Here is a 25,476-nt window from a genome sequence, read left to right as displayed (position 1 = left end):
CTTCTCCGGGTGCCGCACGCCCTCAGCGCGGCAGCAGCGGCCACTGACCGGACAGCCGCATGGCGGCCTCCGTGACCGCCGGATCGCCGGACTCCATGGCCACGCCGTCCAGGTAGGCGTGGGCCGCCGCCTCGTACAGCTCGTCCACCGCGTAGAGCCGCTCCTCATGGGCCGCGCGGCGGGCGCCCGCGCGGGCGCCCACGGTGGCCTCGGCCTCCCTGGCGCGCTCGGAGCCGGCGAGATCCGTCTCGATGTCCCGCTCCAGCTCGCGCAGCCGCTCGGACGTGGTCCGGTACGCCGCCAGATACGGATGCTCCTCGCCCAGCCCGATCAGGAAGGCGATGCCGCCGGAGAGCAGCAGCAGCGCGATGAACATCCAGGACACGCTGTGCGGGTCCAGGTGCAGGGACTCGATGAGGCTCGGTGGGTCGCTCACGCTGTCCCCGACATCCGCGGCCACATCGGGCGGCAGATCCAGCGGAGGCTCCTCCCGGAACGCCACCTTGGCCCGCAGATCCCCCAACGCCCAGGCGCCGTACGCCCATATGCCCAGCAGGGCGAGGGCGGGCACGGACGACAGCCGGACCGCGCCGGTGGCCGACCGCCGCCGCAGCATCCAGCCGGAGATATGCGGGGCGAGGATCATCGCCACCGCCACCGCCACCATGAGGCTGTAGGAGAGCAGGTCGGCGAACCGCCCGACACCGTGCAGATTCTCGAACACCGAGTAGTAGACGGGCAGTTCGACCACGACCAGGGCGGCCAGTACCCCGAACTTCATCCCGCGCGGCATACCGGGGCGCGCCGCCGCGCCCTCCCAGGCCGCCCTGGTGGACAGGGCCCGCTGCGCCGCGTCCGCCTCCGCCACCGGATCGTGGTCGGACACCGCCTGCCAGCGGGCGTGACCACCGGTGGTCTCCGGCTCGTCCTCGGGCCGCGTGGCGCCCGGCCGTTGGGGGTCGGCGGTGTCGTTGGCGTCGGCCATACGGGCACGCAGCCACCGGCGCTCGAAGCCGCCCCGCACCGTGTCGCGGAAGGTCTGCCACCGGTCGGCCCGCCGCGCCAGCCGGTCCAGCTGGTCGATGGTCACCGATTGCTGCTGCTCCAGGGCGGCCCGCTCGCGGCCCGCCCGCTCCAGCCGCACCCCGGCGGCGGTGGCGGCCGCCCTCACCCGGCTCGCCTCCAGCGCGCCGTCCTCCTCGGCCCGGGCCTGCTCCTCGGCGAGCCGGTGTCTGACCTTGTTGCGCAGACTGGCCAGCTCGGCGAAGTAGGACACCCGGTCGGGACTGGCCAGCACCCAGGGGTCGAAGACCTTGCGCGAGGCCGCCGAGGCGCCGTGCTTGCGCGCCCGGTCCAGCAGCCAGGCGCTGTCACCGGCCCGGATGAGATCCGAGGCGACGGGCTCGGGCTGCGGCAGCGCCCCGTCGGGGAACCGCCGCGCGGCGGTCTGCCCACCGCGGCGCCCGCGGTCCGTGTCCGCCCTGCGGCGGCGCAGCCTCAGCCGCCGCGGTGCCTCGTCGTCACCGACGGTAGGTGGTGTGGACATGTGCCTTCACCCTCCCCTCCAGAAGCTCCGTCCAGAAGGAGTTGAACTGCTCGTACCGGGAGGTGGCGCTGCCGTACTTCATGCCGTAGCCCACCGGGTAGATGTCGGCGCCGGACAGCTCCGGCCTGCCGTGTGACTTCAGGAAGTCGTCGATGACGGTCCGGCGACTCGCGGCGGTGGACAGGTTCTGCCGCCCGAGCCGGAAGTCGGTGTCGCCCTGGTCGAAGTCGCTCACCACCAGGACGGCGAACGACGCGTCGTCGCCGGACGGCTTGGACAGCCCGATGCGTGAGAGCCCCCCGAGCACATCGGAGCCGGGCTCCTCCTTCTGGGCGCAGCGCAGCAGCTTCAGGGCGTTGGAGAGGGCCACCGCGCGCATGGTGGTGCGGGTCCGCTCGCGGTCGGCGGTCTTCGAGGTGTTCGGATCCAGATCCAGCGGGCTGACCTGGCACTTGGACGCCTCGGACACCTTGGTGATCGGGGCGAAGGACGTCTTGCGGCACTTCTTGTCCGCCAGGAACCTCTGGAGGGTGGCCTTGAGCTTGGCCTGCGCGTCGAAGCCGGTCCGGGAGGCGGCCGCCGAGCCGGAGCCGTCGACCACGACGCCACACGTCCGGGAGTAGCGTGACGGCTCGTCGGAGCCGCAGGCCGTGCCGCCCGCCGCCAGGGCGAGCGCCAGCGCGGCGGTCAGCGCGCGCCGCCGGTTCCGGCGCCGCCGGGTGCCCGGTTGCCGCGGAGCGGGGCTGTGGACGGTCTGAACGGTCATCGCGCGGTCCTCCCGTCGACGCGGTCGGTGTTCTGCCGTTCGAGTATGTGCAGCGCCCGGGAGGTGGCCGTCCGGGCGCTGTCGTCGTCGGCCAGCAGCCAGACGTCGGGCCGGTACCAGGACCCGTCCAACTCCACCCGGCCGGGCAGCCAGTCCCCGGGCGGGCGCCGGGGGAGGCGGGACAGGTGGGGGTGGGTCTCGCGCACCGCGTCCCAGTAGCAGGCCAGTCGCTGGTTGGCCTGGTCGACGACGGCCTGGGCGTGCGACCGGCACCGGTCAACGCTGGTGCGCCACTGGCCCATCCAGTGGCCGTACCGCGCGAGCGCGGCGGGCCGGGGGTCCTCCCGGACGTCGTACTGGGTGACCACGCGCACCGACTCCGCGCGCAACCTGCTGAGCAGGGCGTGCTCCCGGCCGATGAGTGCGCCGCGCATCTGCTCGGTGGCCCGGCGGACGCCGGTGCGCACCTCCATCACATACGGGGTGATCAGCAGCTCGGGAGCCGGCGGCTCGATGGGCGGCGGGGACGTCTTGGCCCGCTCCTCCTCGGGCGGCGCCGGGAGCGGGACGCGGGGGACGCCGCGGGCGCCGTCACGCCTGCCCCGCCATCGGGCCGCGAAGCGGGCGGTACGGCCGAGCCTGCCCCGGCGCACCACCCCGTTGACACTGTCGGTTGTGATCATGGAAATGGTTCCCCCGATTTCCCCGGTGTGGAAATTCCCGCTCCGGACGGCCGCATTGCGGACAGTGGAATTCCGCTTTCTGCCGCAAAGAGCTCGCGGTCGATGTGGATGACGATGGCGATGTCGTTGTCGATTCGATTCCCTGTCAGACCGTATCGATGAGGTCGTACCCGGGAATGCTCCCCATAGGACACGATCCTGAAAACGCCCGGAAGTCGACCGGAGAACGCCCTCGTCGATGCCTGACGCCGGGTCATACTGGAACGGTTCCGGGGTCACGCCTCTTTGATCACGAATCTCGGAACACGACCTCGGGGGAATGGGAGATGGGTCGGTGGAGAACGTTCCAGGGTGCGCGGAGCCCATGCTCCGGATCAGTCAGACGCACTTTCCGGTGGAGACCCTGGGCCCGGGGCGGCGCCTTGGCATCTGGTCCCAGGGGTGCGGGCTGGCCTGCGCCGGCTGCATGTCCCGGCACACCTGGGATCCGTCGGGCGGCGCCTCCCGTTCGGTGTCGTCCCTGCTCGGGCTGTGGCGCGCGGCGCTGGCCCGGGGCGCCGACGGGCTGACGGTCAGCGGCGGCGAGCCGCTCGACCAGCCCGCCGCCCTCGAGGCCCTGCTGGCCGGGGCGGCGCGGGCCCGTGCGGAGGCGGTGGCACCGGGCGGCCCGGCGGCGGGCCGCGAGATCGACATCCTCCTGTACACGGGATACGAGGAAGAGGAAGTGGCAGCCGACGCGGCGCGCTCCGCCGCCGTCCGCCACGCCGATGTGCTGGTGACCGGGCGCTTCCGGGTGGCCGAGCCCACCGCCCTGGTGTGGCGCGGCTCGGCGAACCAGCGCATGCGGCCGCGTACGGCGCGGGGGCGGGCGCGTTACCAGGAGCATCTGGCCCGGACGGAGAGCGGGCCGCGTTTGCAGATGGTCGAGGGGGACGGCGATGTGCGGCTCTACGGGGTGCCGCGGCGCGGCGAACTGGCCGCGCTGGAACGTCGGTTGCGGCGGGCGGGGATCACCCTCACCGCTGCGAGCTGGCGCCGCTGAGCGGGGGCGCCGGCCCGGCCGGTACGGCGTGTGGTGGACCGGTGGGCAGGGCGCGCACGGCGTGCGGTCGGCCCGGCCGGTGGAGTCACAGCGCCCCCACGGCTTCGGCGATCTCCCGGCTGCGGACCACCAGATGCACCCGCCAGCGGGCGTCCCGGACGAGTTCATCGCGGATCGCCCAGCGCAGCCAGGTCGCGCTGACCGCCGGTGCCAGCCCGCCCCGGCCCGCGCCCAGCAGCGGAAAGCAGATGGAGGACAGGGCGGGCTCATAGCGGTCGCGCTCGGCCCGGGCGAGCGTGAAGCAGGCGCTGACCGCGCGGGCGATGCTCTCCGGGCGGACCTCGTACGTATCGTCCAGCGGTGTGGCCACCGCGGCGTGGTAGATCCGCCGGACGCCGCGCGCGGCGAGCGAGCCCGGCGAGGTGGGCACCACCGTGCCGGGCCGGATCGGCAGCCCCGGGCGGCCGTGGGCGCGCAGCCACGCGGCCAGTTCGCGGGCGAGCACATCGTCGACGATCTCCCCGGCGGGGTCGCGTACGGCGGCGGCCAGGCGCAGCGCGCCGGAGACGGTGGGGCGGAAGGTCTTGGACATCTCCAGGTAGACGTTCTCCGAGGAGACCAGCACCTCGATGTCCCGCAGCAGTTCGATGGGCGAGACATGGAGGGTGAACGTGCTCTGCGCGTCCACCGGCACGCTGTCGACCCGCAGCGGAGGCTCCTGGCCGCTCCGGCCGCTCCGGCCGGACCCGCCGCTCCGCGCGAGAGTGCTCTGCCCGGCCGCGCCCGGTCCGCCGGGGAGCTGGGCCCCGGCGCCCGGCCCGGGGCTCCGGCCCGTCGAGCCCGGTCCGCCGGAGAGGGGCGGCGGCTCGCGCAGGACGGTCAGTACCGCCTCCGCGAGTTGCTGGACGACCTGCGGTTCCTGGTGCTTGCGGAACCGCTCGGAGGTGACTCCGTACACGGCGGCGGCCGTCTTGCGGCGGTCATGGGCAGGCGCGCCCCGGCGGTCGGGGAGCAGTCCGAAGGTGTGGGCCGCGGCCTGGCCGAGCAGGTCCCGCTCGCCGAGGCGCCGTACCGCCTCCTTGAGCAGCGCCTCGATACCGGCCGGGGCGTCGTCGGAGCCATCGCAGAAGCCGCCCGCCACGGCCGCGGCGCGCAGCGCCGGCCGATCGATGCTGCGCAGATCTGGCAGTCCGGGTCGGCGTATGCCTTTGAGTTCTTCCAGGAGTTGATCGTATGTGGGCAAATTTGACTCAAATGACTCCTGACTCATGGTCACCAGGCTAGCGACCGGCCGAGAAAGAGGAAATCGGTCTCCCGGCGGCCGTTCCCGGCCGGGCTTTGTACCGCCGGTAATTCGCGCCGCGCTGGAACAGACTTCCGATTTCCTGGGTTCCGCTTTCTTGATCCACGGCCCGGCGGCCCCCGGCCGCCACCGTCGTCGCCATGAAGCCGCCATGAATCCGACAACGCCCGCCCGCTCACGAGGTGACCTTTGTGACCCATCCGCACCAGCAACCGCCCCCCACGGAATACGAGGACGACGAGGAGTACGGGGTCTCCGGGGAGCCCGAAGAGCGGCGGCGCGCGCACGACGCCGGGCCGCCGCCCACCGAACACGAGGAGCCGCCCCCGTCGGCGGCCGCCGCATCGGCCGGGCCCACCGAGGACGAGATCCCCTCGGCGGCCTCGGCGGCCTCGGCGCAGGCCGCGGACGGGGGGCGCGACCTGCGCGGGGACACCGGAGCGCTGCCCGTCTCACTGCGCGGCCGGTTCCGCCTGAGGGCCGTGCTGCGCCGCCCCGACCATCCGCACCAGGCGGGCGTCTACCGCGTCGAGGACGACCGCGGCAGCCACATCCTGAAGTGGTACCACCGCGGCCACGCCCCGGACCCCCGGGTGTGGGAGCCGCTGCGGGACCGCCCGCGCCGCCACCTCACCCACTTCACCGAGACCAGCGACACCGGGGCCGACGGGCATCCGTACGACCTGGCGCCCTCCTACGGCGAGACCGACCTGGCCGGATATCTGCACGACAACCCCGGCCCGGCCGACCCCGTGCTCATCCACAGCGTCGTACGGCAGTTGCACGAGGCCCTCACCACCCTGCACGAACTGGACATCGTCCACCGGGACCTCAGCCCCGCCAACATCGTGCTCGGCAGCCTCGACCCGGCCGACCCGGACCTCGTCCTCGTGGACTTCGCCGTCTCCGCCCATGAACCCGCAGAGCGCTACACCCGGGACGAGCGCTGGGTCGGCACCGCCCTCTACATGTCCCCGCAGGCGTCGCTGCGCCACCAGCTGATCCATCCGCCCGCCGACTGGTGGTCGCTGGGCATGATCGTCGCCGAGATGGCCGGCGGACGCCACCCCATCCGGTTCACCGACAACGACTTCGTCCGGGAGGAGATCAGCTCCCGCGCCCCGGATCTGTCCCTGGTCACCGACCACCGGCTGCGGCTGCTGAGCCGGGGGCTGCTCACCCGCGACCCCGACCACCGCTGGGGCACCGACGAGGTGGCGCAGTGGCTGGTGGGCGGTTCGCCGCCGGTCGCCCCCTGGGAGACGGGCGCGCCCCCCGGCGCCTCGGACCCGGCGGACGACCCGGACATCGAGCCGTTCGCCTTCCTCGACGAGCGGTACACCCGGCCGAAGCAGCTGGCCAGGGCGTTCAGCGAGAACTGGCGGCCCGCCCGGCAGATGCTCTCCCGGCGGCGCGGCCGTAGTGAATTCACCCGCTGGCTGGGGCAGTTCGAGGGCGTTCCGGGCCGCGACGCCGAGGAGCTGACGGCGCTGCTCGGCCTTCTGGAGCCGCACCACCCCGCCACGCCGCCGCGTGAGCCCAAGCCGGTCACGATGGTGCGGCTCATCTCCTGGCTCGGCCCCACCCTCGACGCCTCCTACCGCGGGGTGCCGCTCGACCACGCGGGGCTGGGCGATCTGCTGCGGAAGGCCGGGCGTGGCGATGAGTTCGCCCTCTCCGTCGTGGCGGACCTGCGGGACCACACCATCCTGCCGCTGCTGGACTCGCGGCCCGGCGGCGAGGGGCTCGCCGAGGTGCAGCAGCGCTGGCTGGCGGCCCGTTCCCGCTGGCAGCACACCGTGGACGAGGCGCTGCACGCGTCGCCCTGGCTGCGCGAGCGCCGCGCCGAGGTGCGCGCCGCCACCCGGCTCGACCGCTCCCGGCTCGCGGCTCTCCTCTCGCTCGCCGCGGCCCCCACCGCGCACCGGCGCAGGCTCCGGGAGCGGACCGCCCGGATCCAGGCGGCGTTCCCACAGCCGGTGGCCTGGTACGGCCGGTTGCTGCGCGACCCCGAGGACCTGGTGCGGATGCAACTGGCCGAGTGGCTCGCCGGATTCGCCGAGCAGGAGTCCACCGAGGCACAGGGCCGGGTGAACGACGAGCGCGCCCTGCTCCGCCAGGAGCGCGACCTGGACGTGGCCACGCTGTGGGTGCGCCGACAGGACATGCTGCCCACGCTCGGCTGGGCCCTCGGCGGAGCCGTCGGCCTCGTCCTCCCGTGGATCTTCGCGATCGGCCTGGGTGACCTGGTGGGATGGCCCGCTCAGCGGGCGGTGCTGACGGCGTGGATGCTGGTCGTCCCGGCGGCCGCCGCCGTGCTGGCGCTGGAGCTGTGGACGGCGTATCGCATCGGCAGCCCCGGCTACCACCCGGACCGTTCCCTGGCCGGGCTCCTGATCGACCGTGGGTCGCCCGTGGCCAGGTTCATCCACCGCCCCGGCTCGCGCTTCCCCGTCCGGGGCCTGCTGATCATCCCGGCCATCGCCCTGTTGTGGGCCGCCGTGGCCTACGCCCCCTGGGTGTGGCCGGTCGCCACGGTGGCCGTTCTTCTCTGGTGGACCTGGCACCGGACGCGGTGCTGGCGCCGCTATGTGGCGGAGCTGCGCGGCCGGGACGACCGGGTCCGGCCCGGCCGACCGAGGGCGGCAGCCCCGCCCACGTCAGGGAGTGTCACATGAGTTCAGGCCAGGCGATCCCCAGCATCGGCGATGTGATGCCGGATGTGTACTTCCCCCAGCCTCCGGCCGCCGAGACCGTCCAGCACACGTTTCAGAACACGGTGCAGAACACCGGCGTGCCGCACCAGACGGTCCAGGGCACCGGTCTGTCGGACCACATCGGCACCGGCGTCGGCCAGCACATCGGCGACGCCGTGCAGAACGCCGGGGGCCATGCGCTGCACGCCGCCATGGACCAGCTGCACGATCTGATGGTGCCCGCCCTGATCGGCCTCGGCTCGCTCAGCGGGGCGCTGCTCGTCGGCCGCGCCACCATGGCCGGGGCGCAGGTGCTCGCGGCCGCCGCCATCCGCGCCGCCGAGTACCAGGCCGAGCTGCGGCAGCGGCAGTTGGACGCCCGGCAGGCCGCCGAGTGCTGGCGGGACGCCGCCTTCGCCGCCGTCCGGGCCAACGCCCGCCTCGACACACTGCGCGCGCGGATCCGGCGGGCCGCCACGGCAGCCGGACCCGACGGGCCCCCGGAGCCGCCCGACCTGCCGCCGCCGCTGTCCCTGACCGGCATGAGCCTGGACGAGGTGTGGCGACGGCTGGCCGACACCGACCGCCGGCTGCGCCACGCGGAGGCCGCGTACGCACGCGCCACCATGGAGGCCGCCGCCCGCCCGGTGGCCGGAGCGCACCCTACGGACTCCGGCTGGCACGCCACCCTGCGCGCCCGCCGCGTCAAGGCCCTGGAGGCGTACGAGGAGGCCGCCACCGAAACCGAGGCGCGCGACGCGCTGCCGCAGCCGCCGCCCGCCGCCACCGCGGCCCCGAGCGAGGAGGAGGTGCTGCGGCTGGGCGCGGACTTGCTGGCGACGCTGGAGCGCAACGTGGCGGTGGCCGACTACCGGCTGGTGGAGGAGAAGGTCACCGTGGCCGCGGAAGTGGCCGCCCAGCGGCCCGCCGCGGCCAGGCGCCACTTGCGGGAGGCCGCCCGCTTCGCCGAACGGGTCTCGCGCGACGCCGCGCGGCGGCAGGAGAGCGAGGAGTGGGCCGCCCAGCAGCTCGCCTTCCTCCGCGCCGACCATCCGGGCACCCCCGTTCCGCTGCCCGACGCCGGGGCGGAGATCGCCGTCCTGGAGCGATTCCTGCACCAGGGCGGGACGCTGGAGGAGGCCGAGCGCGCCCGCGTCGCGGCCCGCGTAGGGGAGCGGGTCGACGCGTATCAGCGGATGTACGCCGCGGAGGTGATCCGCGCTGCGGTCCAGCGGTCGGAGCCCGAGACGGCCGGATACGCCACCTCCGGAGCGGTGCAGTTCATCGACTGGACCCCGCCGGGCTGGGGGGACGACCACTGGCTGCGCATCAGCGTGGACGCCGAGGGCACCGCCCGGGTCTCCACCATGCACCGCGAGCGCGACCCCGCCGAGGAGACCGACGACGATCTGGACCTGGACTGGCAGCGCTGCGTGGAGGCCCCCGACCATCTGCGGGAGCTGCGGAAGCTGGCCGAACGGGCCGGGCTCAGCGTGCCGTTCGAGTTCGACGAGCCACCCGCGAGGCCGGTCCCGCGCACGGCGCACCGGCCCGCCCATGACCACCGCACCGGGCCCAAGGTCCGCCACCGTGACCAGGAGACGTAAGTATGACCGAGGCAGTCACGTCCCCGGGGCCCGCTTCCCCGGGGCCCATGTCCCCGGGCCGCGCGGACCGCAGCCTCCCGGCCTTCGCCGAGGAACTGGTCGGCACGCTGAGCGTCCACTCCCAGTACGTCCTGCACGGCAGCATCCGGGACATCCATCTCGTCCGCCACGACAAGGCCCCCGACGAGGGCGGCCCCGAGCAGACGTACGACGCCCACCACACCCTCACCGAGGTGCTGTGGAACGCGCTGTGGCAGGAGGGGTACGAGGCGCTGATCCGTTTCGACATCGCCGACGGTTTCACCGTCGTCACGGGCCCGGCGGCCAAGGAGGTCCGCGAGCTGCTGCACGGGCGGGACGCCACCAGGCCAGGGCGCGCCCGGCGCGCCGACACCCCCGTCCACCTGGCCGACGCGGAGCGGACCCTGGGGGACATCGTCAGCGGCTGGAAGCAGCAGGGGCGGCAGCCGAAGACACCGGACGGACGGCCCCGCCCGGACACCGCGCAGCGCCAACGCCCCTACCGGGTGGTGCTGTTGATCGACTACGCCGCCCGGATCCCCACCGATGTCACCCGGCTCAGCGACGCGGAGCGGGACTTCTTCCTCAACTGCCTGAAGCTGGCCGAGGACGCGCGGCCGATCTCCTCCCCGGGCAGCGGGCGGCGGCTGTTCAACCCCGTGATCTGGCTCGCCGACGGGGAGCGCGACCTGCCCACCTGGCTGGTGGCGGGCAGCGAACGGGTCCGTACGATCGGCATCCCGCTGCCCGACCTGGGCAGCAGGCGGCGCATGGCCGAGCTGCTGGCCGAGGAGCACACCGCCGGGTCCGCGCCCGAGGACCACGGGGACGACGGTCCGGTGCGGCTCGCCAAGCGACGGCGGCCGGACGAGCACGACCTCGACACCTTCGCCCGCGCCACCGCCGGGCTGACCCTGCGCGCGATGCGGGAGAGCGCCCGGATGGCCCTCGACCGCGGGATGTCGTTCGCCGAGATGCGGGACGCGGTCCGGGTCTACCAGCTCGGCGTCAAGGACAACCCGTGGCAGGCGGACTACATCCGCGCGCAGATCAAGAAGGGCGAGGCGGACCTGCGGGCACGGGTGAAGGGCCAGGAGAAGGCGGTCGGCAAGACCCTCGACATCCTCAAGCGCGCCGCGCTCGGCCTGTCCGGCGCCCAGGCGTCCCACCCCGGCAGCCGGCCGCGCGGTGTGCTGTTCTTCGCCGGGCCGACCGGCACCGGCAAGACCGAGCTGGCCAAGTCGGTGGCCAAGCTGCTGTTCGGCACCGAGGACGCCTGTCTGCGCTTCGACATGAGCGAGTTCTCCGCACCGCACTCGGTGGACCGGCTGCTCGGCGCGCCGCCGGGATACGTGGGCTACGAGGCGGGTGGCGAGCTGACCACGGCGGTGCGCAACGACCCGTTCCGGGTGGTGCTGTTCGACGAGATCGACAAGGCCGACAAGGGGGTCCTGGACAAGTTCCTCCAGGTGCTCGAGGACGGTCGGCTCACCGACGGGCAGGGGGTCACCACGTACTTCAGCGAATGCGTGCTGATCTTCACCTCCAACCTCGGGGTCAGGAAACGGACCGGTGAGGGCGGGCGCGAAGGGCGGGTGGCCGAGCCCGGTATGCCGTACCACCAGCTCGAGGAGATCATCTTGGCCAATGTGAAGGAACACTTCGTGGAGGGGATCGGCCGTCCGGAGCTGATGAACCGGTTCGGCGGCAATGTGGTGGTCTTCGACTACATCGACGCCAAGGTGGCCGCCGAGATCTTCGACTCCCAGGTGGGCAACATCCAGCGGGTGCTGCGCGAGGATCAGGGGGTGCACCTGCGCCTCTCCGACGAGGCGCACCAGGCGCTGTCCACCTACTGCACGGCGGATGTCGACAACGGCGGCCGGGGCATCGGCATGCTGCTGGAGACACATCTGATCAACCCGCTGGCGCGGGCGCTGTTCGACCAGGAGCAACTGGCGGGCACGGCCGTCACCGTCACCGGTGTGCGGCCCGCGACGGACGGGACGGTGGCGCTGGACCTGCGGGTGGTACGCACCGGGGCCGCGGGCCCCGGCCCCGGCGGTGGCCGATGAGCGGTGGGGCCGCTCCGGCGGGGTGGTGGCGCGAGCCGGACGACGAGGAGGGGGAAGCACCGGAGGGCCCGCCGGAAGCGGAGGCTCCGGAGGAGCGGCCCCGGCCCGATCCCCGGCCCGATCCCCGGCCCGATCCCCGGCCCGATCCCCGGCCCGATCCCCGGCCCGATCCCCCACCCGCGCCGCCCCCGGCCGGGGTCGAGGTGTCCGCGCCCTGCTGGAACTGCCGTGCGCCGGTGGCCCCCCGGGACACCCGCTGCGCGTCCTGCGGCCGTGCGCGCACCCATGTGCTGCTGGTCTGCACCGAGCCCTGTCTGGAGCTGCGCCACGGCCCGGGCCCTCCGCTGCGCCTGGGCCGCCACCCGGACTGGGCGCCACGGACCGCCGCCGCGTTCGCGGGCTGGAACAAGGTCTCCCGGCACCATGCCTCGATCACGGTCGAGCCGGATGGCACCGCCTGGGTCGAGGAGCCCGAGGCGGGCAGCCGCAACGGTACGTATCTGAACGGCGCCCGGATCGCGGCGGGTGTGCGCACCCCCGTCCGCGACGGCGATCAGCTGCGGCTCGGGCTGCGGGTCGGCTTCTCCGTACGGCTGTACGGACCGGAGCCCGGCACCGGCTGAACCGGTGCCGGGCGGGTCGCGGGGCGGACCCCCGTGCCGCCCCGCGCGCTCATGCCCGCATACCGGGCGGAATGATGACAGCGCGCAGCGGTGCCAGCAGCTGGTTGGCCTCGCCCGCCCCCTCGAACGTGCCCAGGTTGTGGGCCTGGCCGGGCACCGCCTTCAGCGGCTCCTCCCCGCAGCGGTCGCCGAACAGCACCAGGGCGGGGTGCGGGCGGTGCCGCCGCGACTGCCACACCAGCCCCTGCGCGTCCGGCACCTGACGCCGGATCTCCCGCGCCCAGGCGCGGGTCTGCGCGTACTCGTCCGTCTCCAGCAGCCAGGAGGTCTGGAACACCGCGGCCAGGTCCTCCTCCTCGACCAGCCGCACCAGGACCAGATCCTCTGTCACCCGCACCTTGGACAGCGAGCGGGTGGCCGCCAGCGCCCACGGCACCTGACGCCGCCCCTCGGGACCGGTGAACTCCATGTCCCGCAGCATCACCTCGGCGAGGGTGGTGGCCGGTGCCACGGCCGCGTAGAGATACGGATACCGGTCCTCGGCGGTGGCGTCGAAGCGGTTGCCGCCGAAGAAGGAGTGCGCGGGCTTCGGGTTGAACTCGGTGCAGGCGTAGGCCGTTTCATGACACCGCCACAGCTCGGTGCCCGCGCTCATGACGAACAGGTTCGGGCTCATCCGCGCGCCCTCCGGGGGCGCCTGCCTCACCATCCGACGTCTCCGATCAGCGCTGCGGCGGCCTCGGTCAGCCGTGCGTCCGGCACCCGCCCCACCAGGGCGGCGGGCGCGTCGCGCAGCCAGGTGTTGCCGCCGAGCCACCAGTCGGCGGCGCCCCACGGGTCCTGGTCCGACAGCAGCATTCTGTTGATCCGCTGCACCACCGGCCGTGGCTCACCGGTGTCCGGGTCGAACTGGAAGTCCGGGTAGCGGTCGCCGCGTTCGGGATCGGACAGACGGATCAGCCCGGCCCCGGTGGGATCCTCGGCGGCCGTGCCGGTGAGCTGCTCCGGACCCCGCGCGGGGGCGGTCAGCAGCCGCTGCCGTACGGCCCGGGCGATCTCGGCGCTCTCGGGGTCCAGCGTCGGCCAGTCCACGGAGTCCAGCAGCCGGATCAGCTCGGCCAGCCGGTCGGTGTCCGGCAGGACGGCGGAGGGCGCGGCGCCCCCGGACCTGAACTGGTCCAGCTTTCGGCGCAGTTCCATCTCGCGGGGGAGGGGCAGCAGCGCCAGCCGCAGCTGCCGCACCGCACCGCGTACGGCCCTGGTGTCGTCCCCGGCGGCCCGCAGCCGCAGCACACTGTCCTGGAAGCCGCTGAACTGCGTGGCGGTGAGCGAGGCGCGGATCTCCGGCAGATGCCGGCGCAGCAGCTCCAGGAGATCGTCGGTGGTCATGGCTGTCGTCCTTCCAGGGGTGCGTGGGGAGCCAGGGGTGCGTGGGGAGCGGGGTTGCCCTGGTGGATGAATCCGGCCCAGGAGACGGCCCGGGCCAGACCCCCCGCGTCGCTCTGCGTCTCGGCCAGCAGAAGCCCGGTCAGCCCGGGGACGGGGCGGCGGTCGTGATCGAGCATCCACAGCTGGGCGGCGCGCAGGGCGTCCGGTGGGGCCAGCCCGGCGACGGTCAGCTGGTGGTGGAAGACCACCATCAGCGCGGCCGAGGCGCTGTCCGAGACCTTCCACCGCGAACCGACCACATCCGTGGCGCCGCGCGCCAGCAGTGCGGTGGTCGGGGTCAGCGCCTCGTCGTGGTCACGGCTGCTGAGGTCCGTCTCACAGGCGCTGAGCACGATCAGCGGCCCGGTGGCGGCCCGCTCCCCGGCGGGTACGTCGAGGATGCGCGTCACCGTCAGCCTGCCCAGGCCCGGGGTGCCCACCGGATCTGGGGCGGCCGCGGTGTCCGGGCCGGCCAGGTGGAGGGCCGAGTCGGTGGGCCGCAGCCCGGCCAGGCCGTGCACCACCAGATGCAGCAGCGAGGCGGCGGGCGCGGCCGGGCCTCCGGGGAGGTGGGAGAGCACATCATCGGGCGTGCCCAGCGCGTTCTCGGGCGCGTCCTCGTGCCAGCCGTAGAGCAGGGCCTCGGTGTAGTACGCGGTACGAAGGGCCGTTACCTCGTCCTGTGCCCAGGTCAGATCCCCGCTGGGGTCGGCCACCAGCACCGCGCGCTCGCTCGCGGGCACCCGGCCGCGCCGGGCGGCCCGCAGGAACTCACCGCCGGACGCGGCGTACGAGATGACCGCGCCCTCACAGGCGTACGCGTACGGGCGCCGGGCATCGGCCCCTTGCCCGGGGAGGCGGGCGGCGTGCCATGGAACGGCACCGAGGTTGCCGCACGGCACGAGGACCAGCCGGATCGGCGCGTCGCCCGGCCCCTGCCCGTGCTCCGCCTTCCCCTGCCCGTTCCCCGTTTTCGCGCGCCCGTCCTCCGCTTTCGCGCGCCCGTCCTCCGCTTTCCCGTGCCCGTCGTCCGCCGCCCGGGCGTCCAGCGCGTCCAGGACGGGGGCGAGGACGGCCGGGCCCGCCCAGTCGCACAGTCCCTCCAGCGCCGCCTCCCAGCCGCGATGCGCCTCGGAGTGGGCGTCCATGCCCTGCTCGGACCCGGCGGACCGCCGGGCGCCCGCGTCCAGATAGCGCTCCAGTGGCTCGCGGCCGAGCGCGCCCAGACCCGGCAGTGGCAGCGCCGTCGGCTCGCCGGTGCTCCGCACCAGGACGGCCACGCCATCGGCGGTGCCCTGCCCGGGCACCAGATACACCAGGGCGTCGGCGCCGGTGGCGCGCAGCCCGTCCTGCAACTCCCCGATGGCGGGGGCGCCGAGCAGCCCGCGCAGCGGCGCCTCGTCGCTGTCCCGCCGCAGCACGTCCAGTGCGCGGCGGCGCAGCGTGCTGGGGATCTCGACGCCGGGGGCGGCCCCGGTCGGCATGACCCGCGCGAGCGCGTTCCGGACCTCCTCCGGGCTACCGCCGCCGATGCCGGGTGCCAGTCCGCCGCCGGTCGGCGCGGGCTCGGGCGAGAGGTTCCGTACGGCGGTCCGCCAGTGCTCGGCCAGCTCCGTCTCGCCCCGGGCGGCCAGTTGCTCGGGGACCCCGGCGGCCGCGGCCGCGGCGCGCAGCACCAGGCCCCGCCCGTTCTCCAGCGACGTCACGGCCTCCTCGATCCGGCCGTCCACGGCGGCCCAGTGGGCGGCGAGCAGCCCGCGGCTGGCCCCCGCCCTGGCCACCTCGAGGCCGTGCTCGGCGCCGAGTTGCAGCAGCACGTCCTCGGCCAGCACCCACAACGAGGCCTGCGCGGCGGCGACGGCCGACCCTGTGTCATCGCGCTCCCGGTCGTCACGCAGCCGGTACGCCTCGGCCAGCTCCCACAGCAGCTTCTGCTGGATGTCCGGGCTGGTGCGCTCGGTGAGTTCCCCCCTGGCCCGTTCCAGCTCGCCGACCGCCTCCTCCAGGTCGGAGGGGTCGCCGGTCGATCTGTGGACGGTGAGCAGCGCAAGCCCGATGCCTTGCCGGATCCACACCCGCTGGTCGGGGGTCGAGATGGGGCCGTCCAGGGCCCGGCGGGCCCTGGTCACGGCCTCGGCGACCCGCGCGGGATCCGGTTCGATCATGGAGAAGAGGGCCAGCAGGGGCGCGCCCTGCGCGTCCATGAGGGGCTGGGCGAACGTCGGGAGCCTCGGGTGGTTCGCCGCCTCCTCGAAGTAGGCCAGGCCGGCCCGCAGCGCGGGGATCCCGCCGTCCAGCGTGGCCAGGCTCAACTGGGCCAGGCCGAGCAGGAAGAGCACCAGGAACTGCCATTCGCTGCTCTCGCCGGCCTCCTCCAGCAGGTCGAGCAGCTGGTCCAGCAGGTCCTCCAGCGTCTCGGAGTCCCGCTCGTCCTGCGCCTCGTTGAGGCGCAGCAGCAGGTGCATGCTCCGGGCGCACACCCTCAGCCCCTCCGCGCCGGGCCCGGTCGCGTGTGCGGATTCGAACACCGCGGAGGCGGGGCCGAAGAGCGCGTCGAGGCGGGCACGCGCCTGGTCGCGGTCGGTGAGGTTGCCGCCCAGCATGGTGGCCGCGGCCAGCAGCCCGGGCGATATGACCCCGGCCATCCAGTCCACCCGGCCGGAGCCCGAACCGGCCGCCGTGCGGATCAACTCGGCCGCCTCGGCCAGCCGGTCGGCGTCGCCCGTGCGCATGCCGTGCGCCATGCGGCTCATCGCCGCGCGCATCGCGGTCTCCGCCTCTTCACCGGCCGGTCCCTTGCTCACCTCATTGACCAGGGACTCCAGATCCTCGGTCCGGATGGTGCCGGGCACTTCGAGCTCCAGCATGAGGGCGGCCTGTGCGAAGGTGAGGGCGGTCTCCTCCTCGGAGGACTCCGCCATGGCGGCCTCAACGCCTTCACCCGTCTCCCCGGATCCGGAGAACTCGGTGGCCAGGCCGCTCAGGGCCCGCATCAGCTCGGAGTCGCGGCCCGGCAGCCGCTGCGCCATCTGGGCGGCCAGGTCGGCCATCTGCCCGAGGTCCCGGGAGCGTACGACGGCGGGCACCCGCTCGAGGATGTCGGCCGCCCAGAACAGGGACTCGGCGGCATCTCCGGGGAGGGTCGGCGCCAGGTCCGCCACCAGACCGCGCAGCTCTGCCAGATCGGCGGTGAGCTCGGGGTCGCCCAACGCCACTCGGCGCCCCACGTCGAAGGACTCCATGAGACGGGACAGCGTGCCGTCCCATCCGGTCGTCATGGCGGGAGTCAGCAGCAACCGCACCAGGTGGAAGGCGGAGGCCCGCTCGTCCCGTGGGGCGAGCACCTCAGGCGCGCGGGCGGCCCGCAGCACCCGCAGGCCCCTGCTCCGGTCGTCGTCCGTGGGGTCGCGCCCGTAGCGCCCGGCGTACAGGCCGCCGAGCCGGGCGCGTACGGTGCACAGCAGCGCGTCCCCGTCCGGTACGGCCGCCGCCAACTCGGCTTCCAGGGCCTCGAGTTCGGTGATGCGTTGGTCGAGCGGGGCGGGATCGGCGGTGGCGGGCGGCCGGGTACCGCCGGGAGCCGGTGTGGCCGCCGGGCCGTCGGGCGAGCCGTCCGGGTCGGGGCCGTCCCAACCGGGGCCCCTCGAACCGGGGCCCCTCGAACCGGCACCGGCCGCCGGGCTCTCGGGCGGGGGCGGGACGATCCACGCCAGCGCGTCGGCCGCGGCCCGTTCGGCGCGGTCACGTAATGCCGCGAGATCCCTGCCGTGCATGAAACGTCCCCCTTCGTCATGCCGCTCTCCATCATCCGCCCGTCCGCGCGGGCACAGGAGTCCTTTGATCGCTCTTTCCGGAAACCGACCAGAAGACGTCCGCGAATCGCCCGGCCGGATGCGCGGGGGCGGAGCATCGCCGGGTGTCAGGACCGGACGGTGAGGAGCGCCGGGTGCCGGGCACGTGCCCCCGGCACAACCCCACCCACCTGCGGCAAAGGGGAAAACGGACATGAGGTGAATCACGTGACATCCCGTCACGCCCGGTGAGTCACCTTTATCGATGCGTGACCAAATGTGTGGGTGACGTGCTCGACCGCGCCCTACCCTCGCCGGTGACCCAACGTTTCTGCACAGGATCCCCGCGGCGAAAAGGGTGGAGCGTACATGTACGGCACGATCGACGGGTTCAACTACGGGGCCGCCACCCCGCTGGCGGCCTACCTCATGGCCTGTCTGGGAGGAGCCCTCGGCTTACGCTGCACCGCCCGGTCGGTGCGCACCCAGCGCTCCTGGAAGGCGGGCTGGCTCGCGCTCGGATCCGCGTCGATCGGCTCGGGCATCTGGACGATGCACTTCATCGCCATGATGGGGTTCCACGTGAAGGAGACCCCGATCGGCTTCGACATACCGATCACCCTGCTCAGCCTCGTCGTGGCGATCGTCGTCGTCGGCATCGGCGCCTTCATGGTCGGCTACCGGGGCACCTCCCCGGGGGTGCTGCTGTCGGCCGGTGTGTTCACCGGACTCGGCGTCGCGGGCATGCACTACATCGGGATGTCCGCGATGCGCATGCAGGGGCACCTGGAGTACTCCGTGCCGACCGTGCTGCTCTCCGTCCTGATCGCGGTCGTGGCCGCGACCGCCGCTCTCTGGGCCGCCGTGACCATCCAGGGCTTCCGCGCCAGCCTGGCGTCGAGCATGGTGATGGGGGTCGCCGTGACCGGGATGCACTACACGGGCATGGCCGCGGTCCGCGTGCGGCTGGACGATGTGCTCAGCGCGTCCGTGGGCGGTGAGGCGCCCGCTTCGCTGATCCTCCCCATGCTGATCGGCCCGGTGGTCTTCCTGGTGATCGCGGGGACCATCATCATGTTCGATCCGCTGCTCGTCCTGGGCGAGGGGGAGTGGAACGAGAAGAAGGCGGCCGGGGCGCGCAGGACCCCGCCGCCACCGCCCCGGCCGGTCTGGCCGGTGTGGCCGCCGGAGGAGCAGGCCGCCCGGGCCCGGCCTCGGCCACCGGAGGAGCAGCCCGCTCGGGCCCGGTATTGGCCACCGGAGGAGGAGGTCGCCCGGGCCCGGACGAGCCGCCCGGCCCCGCGCCACCGCCGCCGGGAGCACCGCGAGTACCGCGAGTGGTGAACCCGACGACCGTTCCGGGGCACGACGAGGCGGCCGTGACCCGCGCGCGGAGCGGACACCGCTCCGCCACCACGGCCACCTCGCCGCACCCCGCGCGCCCCTAGGTTCTGTCGTCAACGGGGGCGTCCGGCCGCGAGCAGGGGGCACCTCCCAGCGGTAGCCGGGGGAGTCTGGTGCGACAACGCGGCGAGCGGCCGCACCAGGCGTCGGGAGCAGGGCGCCCCCCTGACGACAGGCCCTAGTGGAAGCGGTGCGTTCCCGCCCAGCCGGGATCCCCGCTCATGGCGAAGCGCACCCACGCGCCGTGCATCTCCGCGGCCAGTGACGGCGGGACGTCCGGGCCGAGCAGGCCGTTCGCCGTACGGAGCGCGGGCAGTTCGGTGCGGTCGAAGACGAACGGGAGCTCCACGGCGTGACACGCGCCGAACGGCCCGCCCCGCCAGTCGAAGTCGTAGGTGAACGCCTTCTCGTAGCGGGACACCAGACGCTCGCGGGCGTCGCGGAAGATCGCGTCGATGGCCGCGCTCTGCCCCGGCCGCTGGTAGAGCAGCGACTCCTGGGTGTTCGTGCCCACCAGCAGATCCACCGGGTGCGGCGGTGGCGTGTCGTCCAGCCCGTCGAGCACCACCCCGAGCGGCGACAGCCTCGGCCCCACCCCGGGCACCTCGGCGAGCGCGGACACCAGTCGCTCGTCGGGGACGTCGGCGAACGCCTCGGCCGTCGCCGGAACGCCCAGCCGGTCCGCCAGGGCCCGGGTCGTCCGCGCCGCCTCCGCGCCGGTCAGGGCGTGGAGTCCGCCGCTCTGGCTGATCGCGCCCCGGAACAGCCCGGCGGCCTCGGGCGTCACCAGCAGCGCGCTGATGATCATCCCTCCCGCCGACTGCCCGAACACCGTGACCCGGTCCGGGTCCCCGCCGTAGTCCGCGATGTGCGCACGGACCCATCGCAGCGCCGCGAGCACGTCCAGCAGGCCCCGGTTGCGCGGGGCGCCCGGCAGATCGAGCCAACCCAGCGCGCCGAGCCGGTAGTTGAGGGTGACCAGGACCACGCCGTCGCGGGCGAAGGACGTCCCGTCGTACACCGGCGCCTGGCCGGTGCCGGAGAGGAACGCGCCGCCGTGCACGAACACCATCACCGGGGCGTTTCCGTCGGTCCGCGGCGTCCAGACGTTGAGCGTCAGATAGTCCTCGCCACGCACCCAGCCCGGGCCCATCAGCGGGCTCAGATCCGTCGGGAACCGCCGCTCGGGTGCCGGAGCCGTCGGCCCCGGCCCCTCGGCGCCGGGTACGCCGTGCACCGGGGTCGGTGCGGCGAACCGCGCGGCGCCGGTCGGCCCGGCCGCGTACGGGATGTTCCGGAACACGCTCATCGCCATGCCGCCCACTCCTTCACCGCGAACCGCTCGCCGTCACGCCGCACTTCGGCCGCGCTCGCGGCGGGGAAGTGCGCGGGGAACAACAATGCGCCCTCGTCCGCGGCCTCGCCCAGCACCCGGCGCCGGGAAACCCGTGCTTGGTGCTCGTCCTCGTCGAAGCAGGGGCACAGGTCCGGCTCCACGATCTGTAGCGGGCTGTGCATCAGATCGCCCACGAAGACCGCCCGATCCGTACCCGACCGCAGCCGCACCACCGACGAGCCGGGGGTGTGGCCGGGGGCGGCCTCGATGCGCAGTCCGCCGTCGACGTCGTAGTGGTCGCCCTCCCACAGCACGGCCTGCCCGGCCCGGTGGACCGGGGCGACGCTGTCCTCGAAGACATTCGTCATCCGGGCGCCGGAGCGGGTCCGGTGACCGTTCTCCGGGTTCCAGTAGTCGAAGTCGACGCGGGGGATCACATACCGCGCGTTGGGGAAGGTCGGCCGCCACTCACCGTCCGCCCATGAGGTGTTCCAGCCGACGTGGTCCCCGTGCACATGGGTGCAGATCACCAGGTCCACATCCTGCGGGCGTACCCCGGCCGCGGCCAGCTCCCCGAGGTAGTTCGTATGCAGATGGTCGAAGGCCGGCATGCCCGGCCGCTCCCGGTCGTTGCCGATGCCCGTGTCGATCAGGATCGTCCGGCCCTCGCTGCGGAGCAGCCACGTCTGGATCATCGTGATGATCTCGTCGGCGGCCGGATCCAGGAATTCGGGGGCCAGCCAGCTCTCGTGCGCGCGCCAGTGCTCCGGGGCCACGTCGGGAAAGACAAAGCCGCGTGGCAGACCCCTCGGGGCCACCTCTACCACCCGGGTGATCTCGACGTTTCCAAGCGTGATGGTGTCCATGGCTCCAGCCTGCGCGCGGACGGGCGCGGGCGGTATCGGTCAGATGACTGCACCACGGGCTAGAGTCGATGGATGACCATGGTCGGGCGGGAGAGTGAGAGCGCGGCCGTACTCGGTGTGACCAGCGGTGTGCTGATCCTCACGGGTGAACCGGGCGCGGGCAAGAGCACCCTGCTCGGTCTCGCGGCGGATCGTCACCAGGGCCGGGTGCTGCGGATGACGGGCAGCGAGAGCGAGGCGAACCTGACGTTCGCGGGGCTGCACCAGCTGCTGCGTCCGGTGCTGGGCGAGACCGCGCGGCTGCCGGGGCGGCAGCGGGCGGCGCTGCTGGGAGCCATGGGCCTGGGGGACGACTTCGGGGGCGGTGGTTCCGGGTCGGCCGTGTCCGACGACGCCCACCCCGGGGAGGCAGAACCCGACGGTGCCTACCCCGGACGCGGCGGCCCGCCCGACCGGCTGTTGCTCGGGGTGGCGCTGCTCACACTGCTGTCGGACCTGGCCCGGCAGTCGCCCGTCCTCGTGGTGGCCGACGACCTTCAGTGGATCGACGCGGGCTCGCTGGAGCTGCTCGCCTTCGCCGCCCGGCGCATCGGCGACGAACCCCTCGCCGTGCTGGCCGGAGCCAGGGACAGGGCGGGGGAGGGCGCCCGGGGCGGGGCCACGGCGCCGTTCTCCGGCTTTCCCCTGCTCACGCTCGACCCGCTGGACGCGACCGCCGCGGGCCTCCTGCTGGACCGGCAGCCGTATCCGCCGACCGGCAGCCGCCGACTCCGCATCCTCGACCAGGCCGCCGGAAATCCACTGGCGCTGATCGAACTGGCCCGGGCGAACGGCGCCTGCGGCGCCGACTCGGCCGACTCCGCCGACGGGGAGCTCCTGCCGCCCACCGACCGTCTGATGCGGGTCTTCGCCGCCGACCTCGAGGCCCTGCCCGAGGCCACCCGGCAGGCGCTGCTCCTGGTCGCGGCGGACGACCGGGCGGTGGCGGGCCGGGTCGAGGCGCTGGCCCCGGCCGAGGCCGCCGGACTGCTGCGGATCACCGGCGGCGGGCGCGACGGCTGGCGGGCCCGCTTCCGGCATCCGCTGATCAGGTCCGCCATCTACCACTCCGCACCACTGGCCGCCCGCCGCCAGGCCCACCGCGACCTCGCCACGCTGCTCGGCGCCGAGCCCGACCGCCGCGCCTGGCACCTGGCCGCCGCGGCGGAGGGACCGGACGAGGAGATCGCCGCCGCGCTCGAGGAGTCGGCGGCCAGGGCCCGGGTGCGTGGCGGATACACCGCCGCCACCACCGCGCAGGAGCGGGCCGCCGAGCTGAGCCCCGGGCGGCGCGACCGGGCCCGCCGCCTGGTGGCCGCGGCGGGTGCCGCGGTGTCCACCGGACAGCCGCACTGGGTGCGGAGGCTCGCGGCGCAGGCGGCCGCGCTCACCGACGACCCGGAGCTGTCGGCCGAGGCATCGCTGCGCGTGGGCCAGGTGCTCACGCTGAGCACCGAACACGACACCGCGATGTCCTTGCTGCTGCGGGCGGCGGAGGACCCCAAGCTGCGCCGGGTCGCGCTCTCCTCGGCGTCGGTGGCGGGCTTCTACTCGGGCGACGAGGAATACCGCCTCGCCGTACGGGCCCGGGCACACGACGACCCCTGGACGCTCACGGTGACCGACCCCACCGCACACCGGTCCCAGCGGGTGGCGGCGATCCCGGCGCTGGTCGAGCGGGCGGACGGCGACCCCGCCCGGCTCATCTCGCTCGGCGCCATGGCCTGGCTGCTCGACGAGACCGCACTCGCGGTACGGATCTTCGACGACGCCCTCCACCGCTGGCGGCTGGGCGGCTCCGTGCCCATCGGTCTCGGCTGCTCGGCCGGGTGGTCGTATCTGGACCACGGCCGGTGGGCGCAGGCCCGTACCGCCGCCGTGAACACCAATTCCGCGGGCGCCGGACTGCCGCACCTCGACGCCGCCGCACGGTCGCTCGAGGCCGCCGCGCTCGCGCTGACCGGACGGACCGACGAGGCCCGCACCGCGGGTTCGGCGGCGCTGTCCCTCGTCGACCCGCACCGCAGCCGCGCGGTCGCCGTCCGGGCCCGGTGGGCGCTGGGCATGGCCGCGGTGGCCGACGGCGACCACGTCGGCGCGTACGAGCGGTTCCGCCTGCTGTTCACCGCCGACGGCGACCCCGTCCACTACGCGTGCTCCTACCCCGGGGTCGCCGAACTGGCCGCCGCGGCCGTCCGCACCGGCCACGGCGCCGAGGCCGCCGCCATCGTGGAGCGCACCGCCGACCGGCTCGCCGAGGACCCCTCGCCCCGGATGCGCATCCTGATCCACCGCGCCCGCGCACTGCTCGAACCGTCCCAGGCCGAACCGCACTTCGCCGCTGCCCTCGCCGAACCGGCGGGCGGCCAATGGCCGTTCGAACGCGCGCAGATCCTGCTGGACCACGCCGAATGGCTGCGCCGCCGCCACCGCATCACCGAGGCGCGCCACCAGCTGAACACCGCGCTGGAAACCTTCCGCCGCCTCGGCGCCCCCTCCTGGATCGACCGCACCCAGGCCGAACTGCGCGCCGCCGGTGTCGATTCCGCCCCTGCCGGCCCCGACGCCCTCACCTCGCTGTCCCCGCAGCAGCAGCACATCATCCGGCTGGCCGCGCAGGGGCTGAGCAACCGCGAGATCGGCGAACGGCTCTTCCTCTCGCCGCGCACCGTCGGCTCGCACCTCTACCGCAGCTTCCCCAAGCTCGGCGTCACGGCCCGCTCCCAGCTGCGCGACCTGATCGAGGCGTCCGGCCAGTCGTAGTGGCGGTGGCCAGATGCGCTCCCGGCGATCGCCACCGGCAGGGCAGCTCCACCGCGATGACGGTCGGCCCGCCGCGCGGGCCGGTCACCGTCACCGTGCCATCGAGCGCGGCGACGCGGCGGCGTATCCCGAGCAGACCGAGGCCACGTTCGGAGCCACCCGTCTCCCCGGCGCCACCCGTCTCCCCGGCGCCCCACGTGTCCCCGCCGGACCCGTCCGCCCCGGACCCGTCCGCACCGGACCCGCCCGCCCCGGACCCGTCCGCACCGGGCCCGTCGGTGGCGGCCTCGGCGCCGCGTCGTCCCTCGTCACGCACCGAGACACACAAGCCGCTCGGGGTACGGGCCAGCCGGACCTCGGCCCGGCCGGAGCCGCCGTGCCCGGCCACGTTCGCCAGCGCCTCCGCCACCACGAAGTACGCGGCCGCCTCGACCGCCGCCGGCGCCCGCGCCCCGCCCTCGAGGCCGTCCACCCGCACGGTGACATCGAGCCCGCTGCTCGCGGCGAGTGCCCGTACCGCCCCGGCCGGGCCACGGTCGGTGAGCACCGGCGGATGCATGCCGCGCACCATGTGGCGCAGCTCCGCCAGCGCCTCGTCCGCCAGGTCCTGCGCGTCGTCCAGCATCCTGCGCGCCGCCGTCGGATCCCGGTCGTACGCCCGCTTGGCCAGCCCGATCCGCAGGGACAGGGAGACCAGCCGCGCCTGGGTGCCGTCGTGCAACTCCCGCTCGATGCGGCGCAGTTCGGCACCGTGCGCGGCGATGGCGCCCGCCCGGGTCTCCACCAGCTCGTCCACCCGCAGGGCCAGCCGGGCCGTGGCCCGCGCCGCGTGCCGCGTTCGCCTACCCATACCGACGAGGCTAGAAGACCGGCCGGACCCGCGCGGGAGAGCGAGCCGCCCCTTCGGGGGTGGAGCCCGCTACACCCCCGGGCCCCGCCCCGGGGCTCACCGGCATGGACGCATCAGGGTGCGGGTACGGGCCGGGGGAGTCAGGGTGGAGGAACCGGTCCGCCCAGAAAGGCACCCGATGACGGATCTTCAAGAAGTGGACCGCATCGCCGCGGCCGACCACCACTTGGCGGTCGTGTCGACGACACGCGCCGACAGCACGGTCCAGGCATCCGTCGTCAACGCCGGGATCGTCGGCCATCCGGTGTCCGGTGACCAAGTGGTCGGCTTCGTCACCTACGGCCCCGCCAAACTCGCCCATCTGCGGGCGCGTCCGCGGGCCACCGTGGTCTTCCGCGCCGGATGGAACTGGGCCGCGGTCGAGGGCCGCACCGAGATCGCGGGTCCCGACGACCCGTTCCCCGGGATCGACCCGGAGCGTCTGCGGCTGCTGCTGCGCGAGATCTTCACCGCCGCGGGCGGCAGCCACGACGACTGGGCGGCCTACGACCGCGTCATGGCCGAGCAGCGCCGCGCCGCGGTCTTCGTCCACCCCGAACGCGTCTACAGCAACTGAGCCACATGGCGGCGCCGGGGC

Annotated in this window: 17 protein-coding genes and 1 pseudogene; 8 read left to right on the top strand and 10 right to left on the bottom strand. The window is 74.2% G+C overall.

The window, feature by feature from the left end; genetic code table 11:
• Window positions 1–22 precede the first annotated feature (22 nt).
• The 3 genes from ABD329_RS13420 to ABD329_RS13410 are packed head-to-tail and all read right to left on the bottom strand — an operon-like array spanning window position 23 to window position 2,995.
• Entirely contained in the window at window positions 23–1,546 is a 1,524-nt protein-coding gene (locus ABD329_RS13420) for a hypothetical protein (RefSeq protein WP_198279130.1), read from the bottom strand.
• Window positions 1,521–2,312: a hypothetical protein gene (locus ABD329_RS13415; RefSeq protein ID WP_198279129.1), complete on the bottom strand. Its 792-nt coding sequence runs from the start codon at window positions 2,310–2,312 to the stop codon at window positions 1,521–1,523. The genes ABD329_RS13420 and ABD329_RS13415 overlap by 26 nt, the downstream gene beginning before the upstream one ends.
• Complete coding sequence (locus ABD329_RS13410; RefSeq protein ID WP_344316379.1) at window positions 2,309–2,995, bottom strand: hypothetical protein; 687 nt, start codon at window positions 2,993–2,995, stop codon at window positions 2,309–2,311. Before ABD329_RS13410 ends, ABD329_RS13415 begins: the two co-directional genes overlap by 4 nt.
• A 364-nt stretch (window positions 2,996–3,359) precedes the next feature.
• Here ABD329_RS13410 and ABD329_RS13405 point away from each other — a divergent pair, with 364 nt between their 5' ends.
• Window positions 3,360–4,037, top strand: a complete 678-nt coding sequence (locus tag ABD329_RS13405; protein WP_246618849.1) for a 4Fe-4S cluster-binding domain-containing protein — start codon at window positions 3,360–3,362, stop codon at window positions 4,035–4,037.
• 85 nt (window positions 4,038–4,122) lie between these two features.
• Here ABD329_RS13405 and ABD329_RS13400 read toward each other — a convergent pair whose 3' ends face one another.
• Window positions 4,123–5,280 (bottom strand): macro domain-containing protein, encoded by a 1,158-nt coding sequence (locus ABD329_RS13400; protein ID WP_246618850.1) that lies wholly within the window; start codon window positions 5,278–5,280, stop codon window positions 4,123–4,125.
• A 251-nt stretch (window positions 5,281–5,531) separates the two neighbouring features.
• Between ABD329_RS13400 and ABD329_RS13395 the strand changes: the two genes are divergently transcribed.
• From ABD329_RS13395 to ABD329_RS13380, 4 genes are read left to right on the top strand one after another with little or no spacing between them, the layout of a single operon-like run.
• Window positions 5,532–8,018, top strand: coding sequence for a protein kinase domain-containing protein (locus ABD329_RS13395; protein ID WP_198279919.1), 2,487 nt, complete (start codon window positions 5,532–5,534; stop codon window positions 8,016–8,018).
• The gene (locus ABD329_RS13390; protein ID WP_198279920.1) at window positions 8,015–9,643 is read left to right on the top strand and encodes a hypothetical protein; all 1,629 of its coding nucleotides are present in this window, start codon (window positions 8,015–8,017) and stop codon (window positions 9,641–9,643) included. Before ABD329_RS13395 ends, ABD329_RS13390 begins: the two co-directional genes overlap by 4 nt.
• 2 nt (window positions 9,644–9,645) lie before the next feature.
• Window positions 9,646–11,739 carry an AAA family ATPase gene (locus ABD329_RS13385; RefSeq protein WP_246618851.1) on the top strand — a complete coding sequence of 698 codons (2,094 nt, stop codon included), beginning with the start codon at window positions 9,646–9,648 and terminating at the stop codon, window positions 11,737–11,739.
• The gene (locus tag ABD329_RS13380; protein WP_344316378.1) at window positions 11,736–12,362 is read left to right on the top strand and encodes an FHA domain-containing protein; all 627 of its coding nucleotides are present in this window, start codon (window positions 11,736–11,738) and stop codon (window positions 12,360–12,362) included. Before ABD329_RS13385 ends, ABD329_RS13380 begins: the two co-directional genes overlap by 4 nt.
• Window positions 12,363–12,411: 49 nt before the next feature.
• Here the strand turns inward: ABD329_RS13380 and ABD329_RS13375 are convergent, their stop codons facing one another.
• From ABD329_RS13375 to ABD329_RS13365, 3 genes are read right to left on the bottom strand one after another with little or no spacing between them, the layout of a single operon-like run.
• Window positions 12,412–13,038: an RES family NAD+ phosphorylase gene (locus tag ABD329_RS13375; protein ID WP_246618817.1), complete on the bottom strand. Its 627-nt coding sequence runs from the start codon at window positions 13,036–13,038 to the stop codon at window positions 12,412–12,414.
• Window positions 13,039–13,064: 26 nt separating this feature from the next.
• On the bottom strand, window positions 13,065–13,751 hold the full coding sequence (locus tag ABD329_RS13370; protein ID WP_198279675.1) for a hypothetical protein: 687 nt from the start codon (window positions 13,749–13,751) through the stop codon (window positions 13,065–13,067).
• Window positions 13,748–17,563: a CHAT domain-containing protein gene (locus ABD329_RS13365; RefSeq protein WP_198279674.1), complete on the bottom strand. Its 3,816-nt coding sequence runs from the start codon at window positions 17,561–17,563 to the stop codon at window positions 13,748–13,750. Before ABD329_RS13365 ends, ABD329_RS13370 begins: the two co-directional genes overlap by 4 nt.
• A 387-nt stretch (window positions 17,564–17,950) precedes the next feature.
• Between ABD329_RS13365 and ABD329_RS13360 the strand changes: the two genes are divergently transcribed.
• A complete protein-coding gene (locus ABD329_RS13360) occupies window positions 17,951–18,925 on the top strand; it encodes an MHYT domain-containing protein (RefSeq protein ID WP_246618816.1) in 975 nt (324 codons plus the stop codon).
• Between the two features lie 238 nt (window positions 18,926–19,163).
• Here the strand turns inward: ABD329_RS13360 and ABD329_RS13355 are convergent, their stop codons facing one another.
• Window positions 19,164–20,300, bottom strand: coding sequence for a carboxylesterase family protein (locus ABD329_RS13355; protein ID WP_198279673.1), 1,137 nt, complete (start codon window positions 20,298–20,300; stop codon window positions 19,164–19,166).
• Window positions 20,291–21,187 (bottom strand): MBL fold metallo-hydrolase, encoded by an 897-nt coding sequence (locus tag ABD329_RS13350; RefSeq protein ID WP_198279672.1) that lies wholly within the window; start codon window positions 21,185–21,187, stop codon window positions 20,291–20,293. Before ABD329_RS13350 ends, ABD329_RS13355 begins: the two co-directional genes overlap by 10 nt.
• A gap of 72 nt (window positions 21,188–21,259) precedes the next feature.
• Here ABD329_RS13350 and ABD329_RS13345 point away from each other — a divergent pair, with 72 nt between their 5' ends.
• A complete protein-coding gene (locus ABD329_RS13345; protein WP_344316377.1) occupies window positions 21,260–23,989 on the top strand; it encodes a helix-turn-helix transcriptional regulator in 2,730 nt (909 codons plus the stop codon).
• 31 nt (window positions 23,990–24,020) lie between these two features.
• Here ABD329_RS13345 and ABD329_RS13340 read toward each other — a convergent pair.
• A pseudogene (locus tag ABD329_RS13340) lies at window positions 24,021–24,797 on the bottom strand (sensor histidine kinase); the annotation flags it as partial.
• A 220-nt stretch (window positions 24,798–25,017) separates the two neighbouring features.
• On the opposite strand from ABD329_RS13340, the gene ABD329_RS13335 reads away from it, so the two are divergent.
• Window positions 25,018–25,455 (top strand): TIGR03618 family F420-dependent PPOX class oxidoreductase, encoded by a 438-nt coding sequence (locus tag ABD329_RS13335; RefSeq protein ID WP_198280770.1) that lies wholly within the window; start codon window positions 25,018–25,020, stop codon window positions 25,453–25,455.
• Window positions 25,456–25,476: the final 21 nt, after the last annotated feature.

It is taken from the genome of Streptomyces javensis, assembly GCF_039525925.1.
GTDB lineage: Bacteria > Actinomycetota > Actinomycetes > Streptomycetales > Streptomycetaceae > Streptomyces > Streptomyces asiaticus.
Note: the sequence above shows the minus strand (reverse complement) of the source record. Positions and strands in the feature narration are given on the sequence as shown.

What these genes read in the sequence shown, in the direction of transcription:
- ABD329_RS13335 (WP_198280770.1), top strand. Translation starts at nt 25,018, where the DNA reads ATGACGGATCTTCAAGAAGTGGACCGCATCGCCGCGGCCGACCACCAC.
- ABD329_RS13390 (WP_198279920.1), top strand. Translation starts at nt 8,015, where the DNA reads ATGAGTTCAGGCCAGGCGATCCCCAGCATCGGCGATGTGATGCCGGAT.
- ABD329_RS13345 (WP_344316377.1), top strand. Translation starts at nt 21,260, where the DNA reads ATGACCATGGTCGGGCGGGAGAGTGAGAGCGCGGCCGTACTCGGTGTG.
- ABD329_RS13370 (WP_198279675.1), bottom strand. Translation starts at nt 13,751, where the DNA reads ATGACCACCGACGATCTCCTGGAGCTGCTGCGCCGGCATCTGCCGGAG.
- ABD329_RS13360 (WP_246618816.1), top strand. Translation starts at nt 17,951, where the DNA reads ATGTACGGCACGATCGACGGGTTCAACTACGGGGCCGCCACCCCGCTG.
- ABD329_RS13355 (WP_198279673.1), bottom strand. Translation starts at nt 20,300, where the DNA reads ATGGCGATGAGCGTGTTCCGGAACATCCCGTACGCGGCCGGGCCGACC.
- ABD329_RS13415 (WP_198279129.1), bottom strand. Translation starts at nt 2,312, where the DNA reads ATGACCGTTCAGACCGTCCACAGCCCCGCTCCGCGGCAACCGGGCACC.
- ABD329_RS13405 (WP_246618849.1), top strand. Translation starts at nt 3,360, where the DNA reads ATGCTCCGGATCAGTCAGACGCACTTTCCGGTGGAGACCCTGGGCCCG.
- ABD329_RS13350 (WP_198279672.1), bottom strand. Translation starts at nt 21,187, where the DNA reads ATGGACACCATCACGCTTGGAAACGTCGAGATCACCCGGGTGGTAGAG.
- ABD329_RS13385 (WP_246618851.1), top strand. Translation starts at nt 9,646, where the DNA reads ATGACCGAGGCAGTCACGTCCCCGGGGCCCGCTTCCCCGGGGCCCATG.
- ABD329_RS13380 (WP_344316378.1), top strand. Translation starts at nt 11,736, where the DNA reads ATGAGCGGTGGGGCCGCTCCGGCGGGGTGGTGGCGCGAGCCGGACGAC.
- ABD329_RS13410 (WP_344316379.1), bottom strand. Translation starts at nt 2,995, where the DNA reads ATGATCACAACCGACAGTGTCAACGGGGTGGTGCGCCGGGGCAGGCTC.
- ABD329_RS13365 (WP_198279674.1), bottom strand. Translation starts at nt 17,563, where the DNA reads ATGCACGGCAGGGATCTCGCGGCATTACGTGACCGCGCCGAACGGGCC.
- ABD329_RS13375 (WP_246618817.1), bottom strand. Translation starts at nt 13,038, where the DNA reads ATGAGCCCGAACCTGTTCGTCATGAGCGCGGGCACCGAGCTGTGGCGG.
- ABD329_RS13420 (WP_198279130.1), bottom strand. Translation starts at nt 1,546, where the DNA reads ATGTCCACACCACCTACCGTCGGTGACGACGAGGCACCGCGGCGGCTG.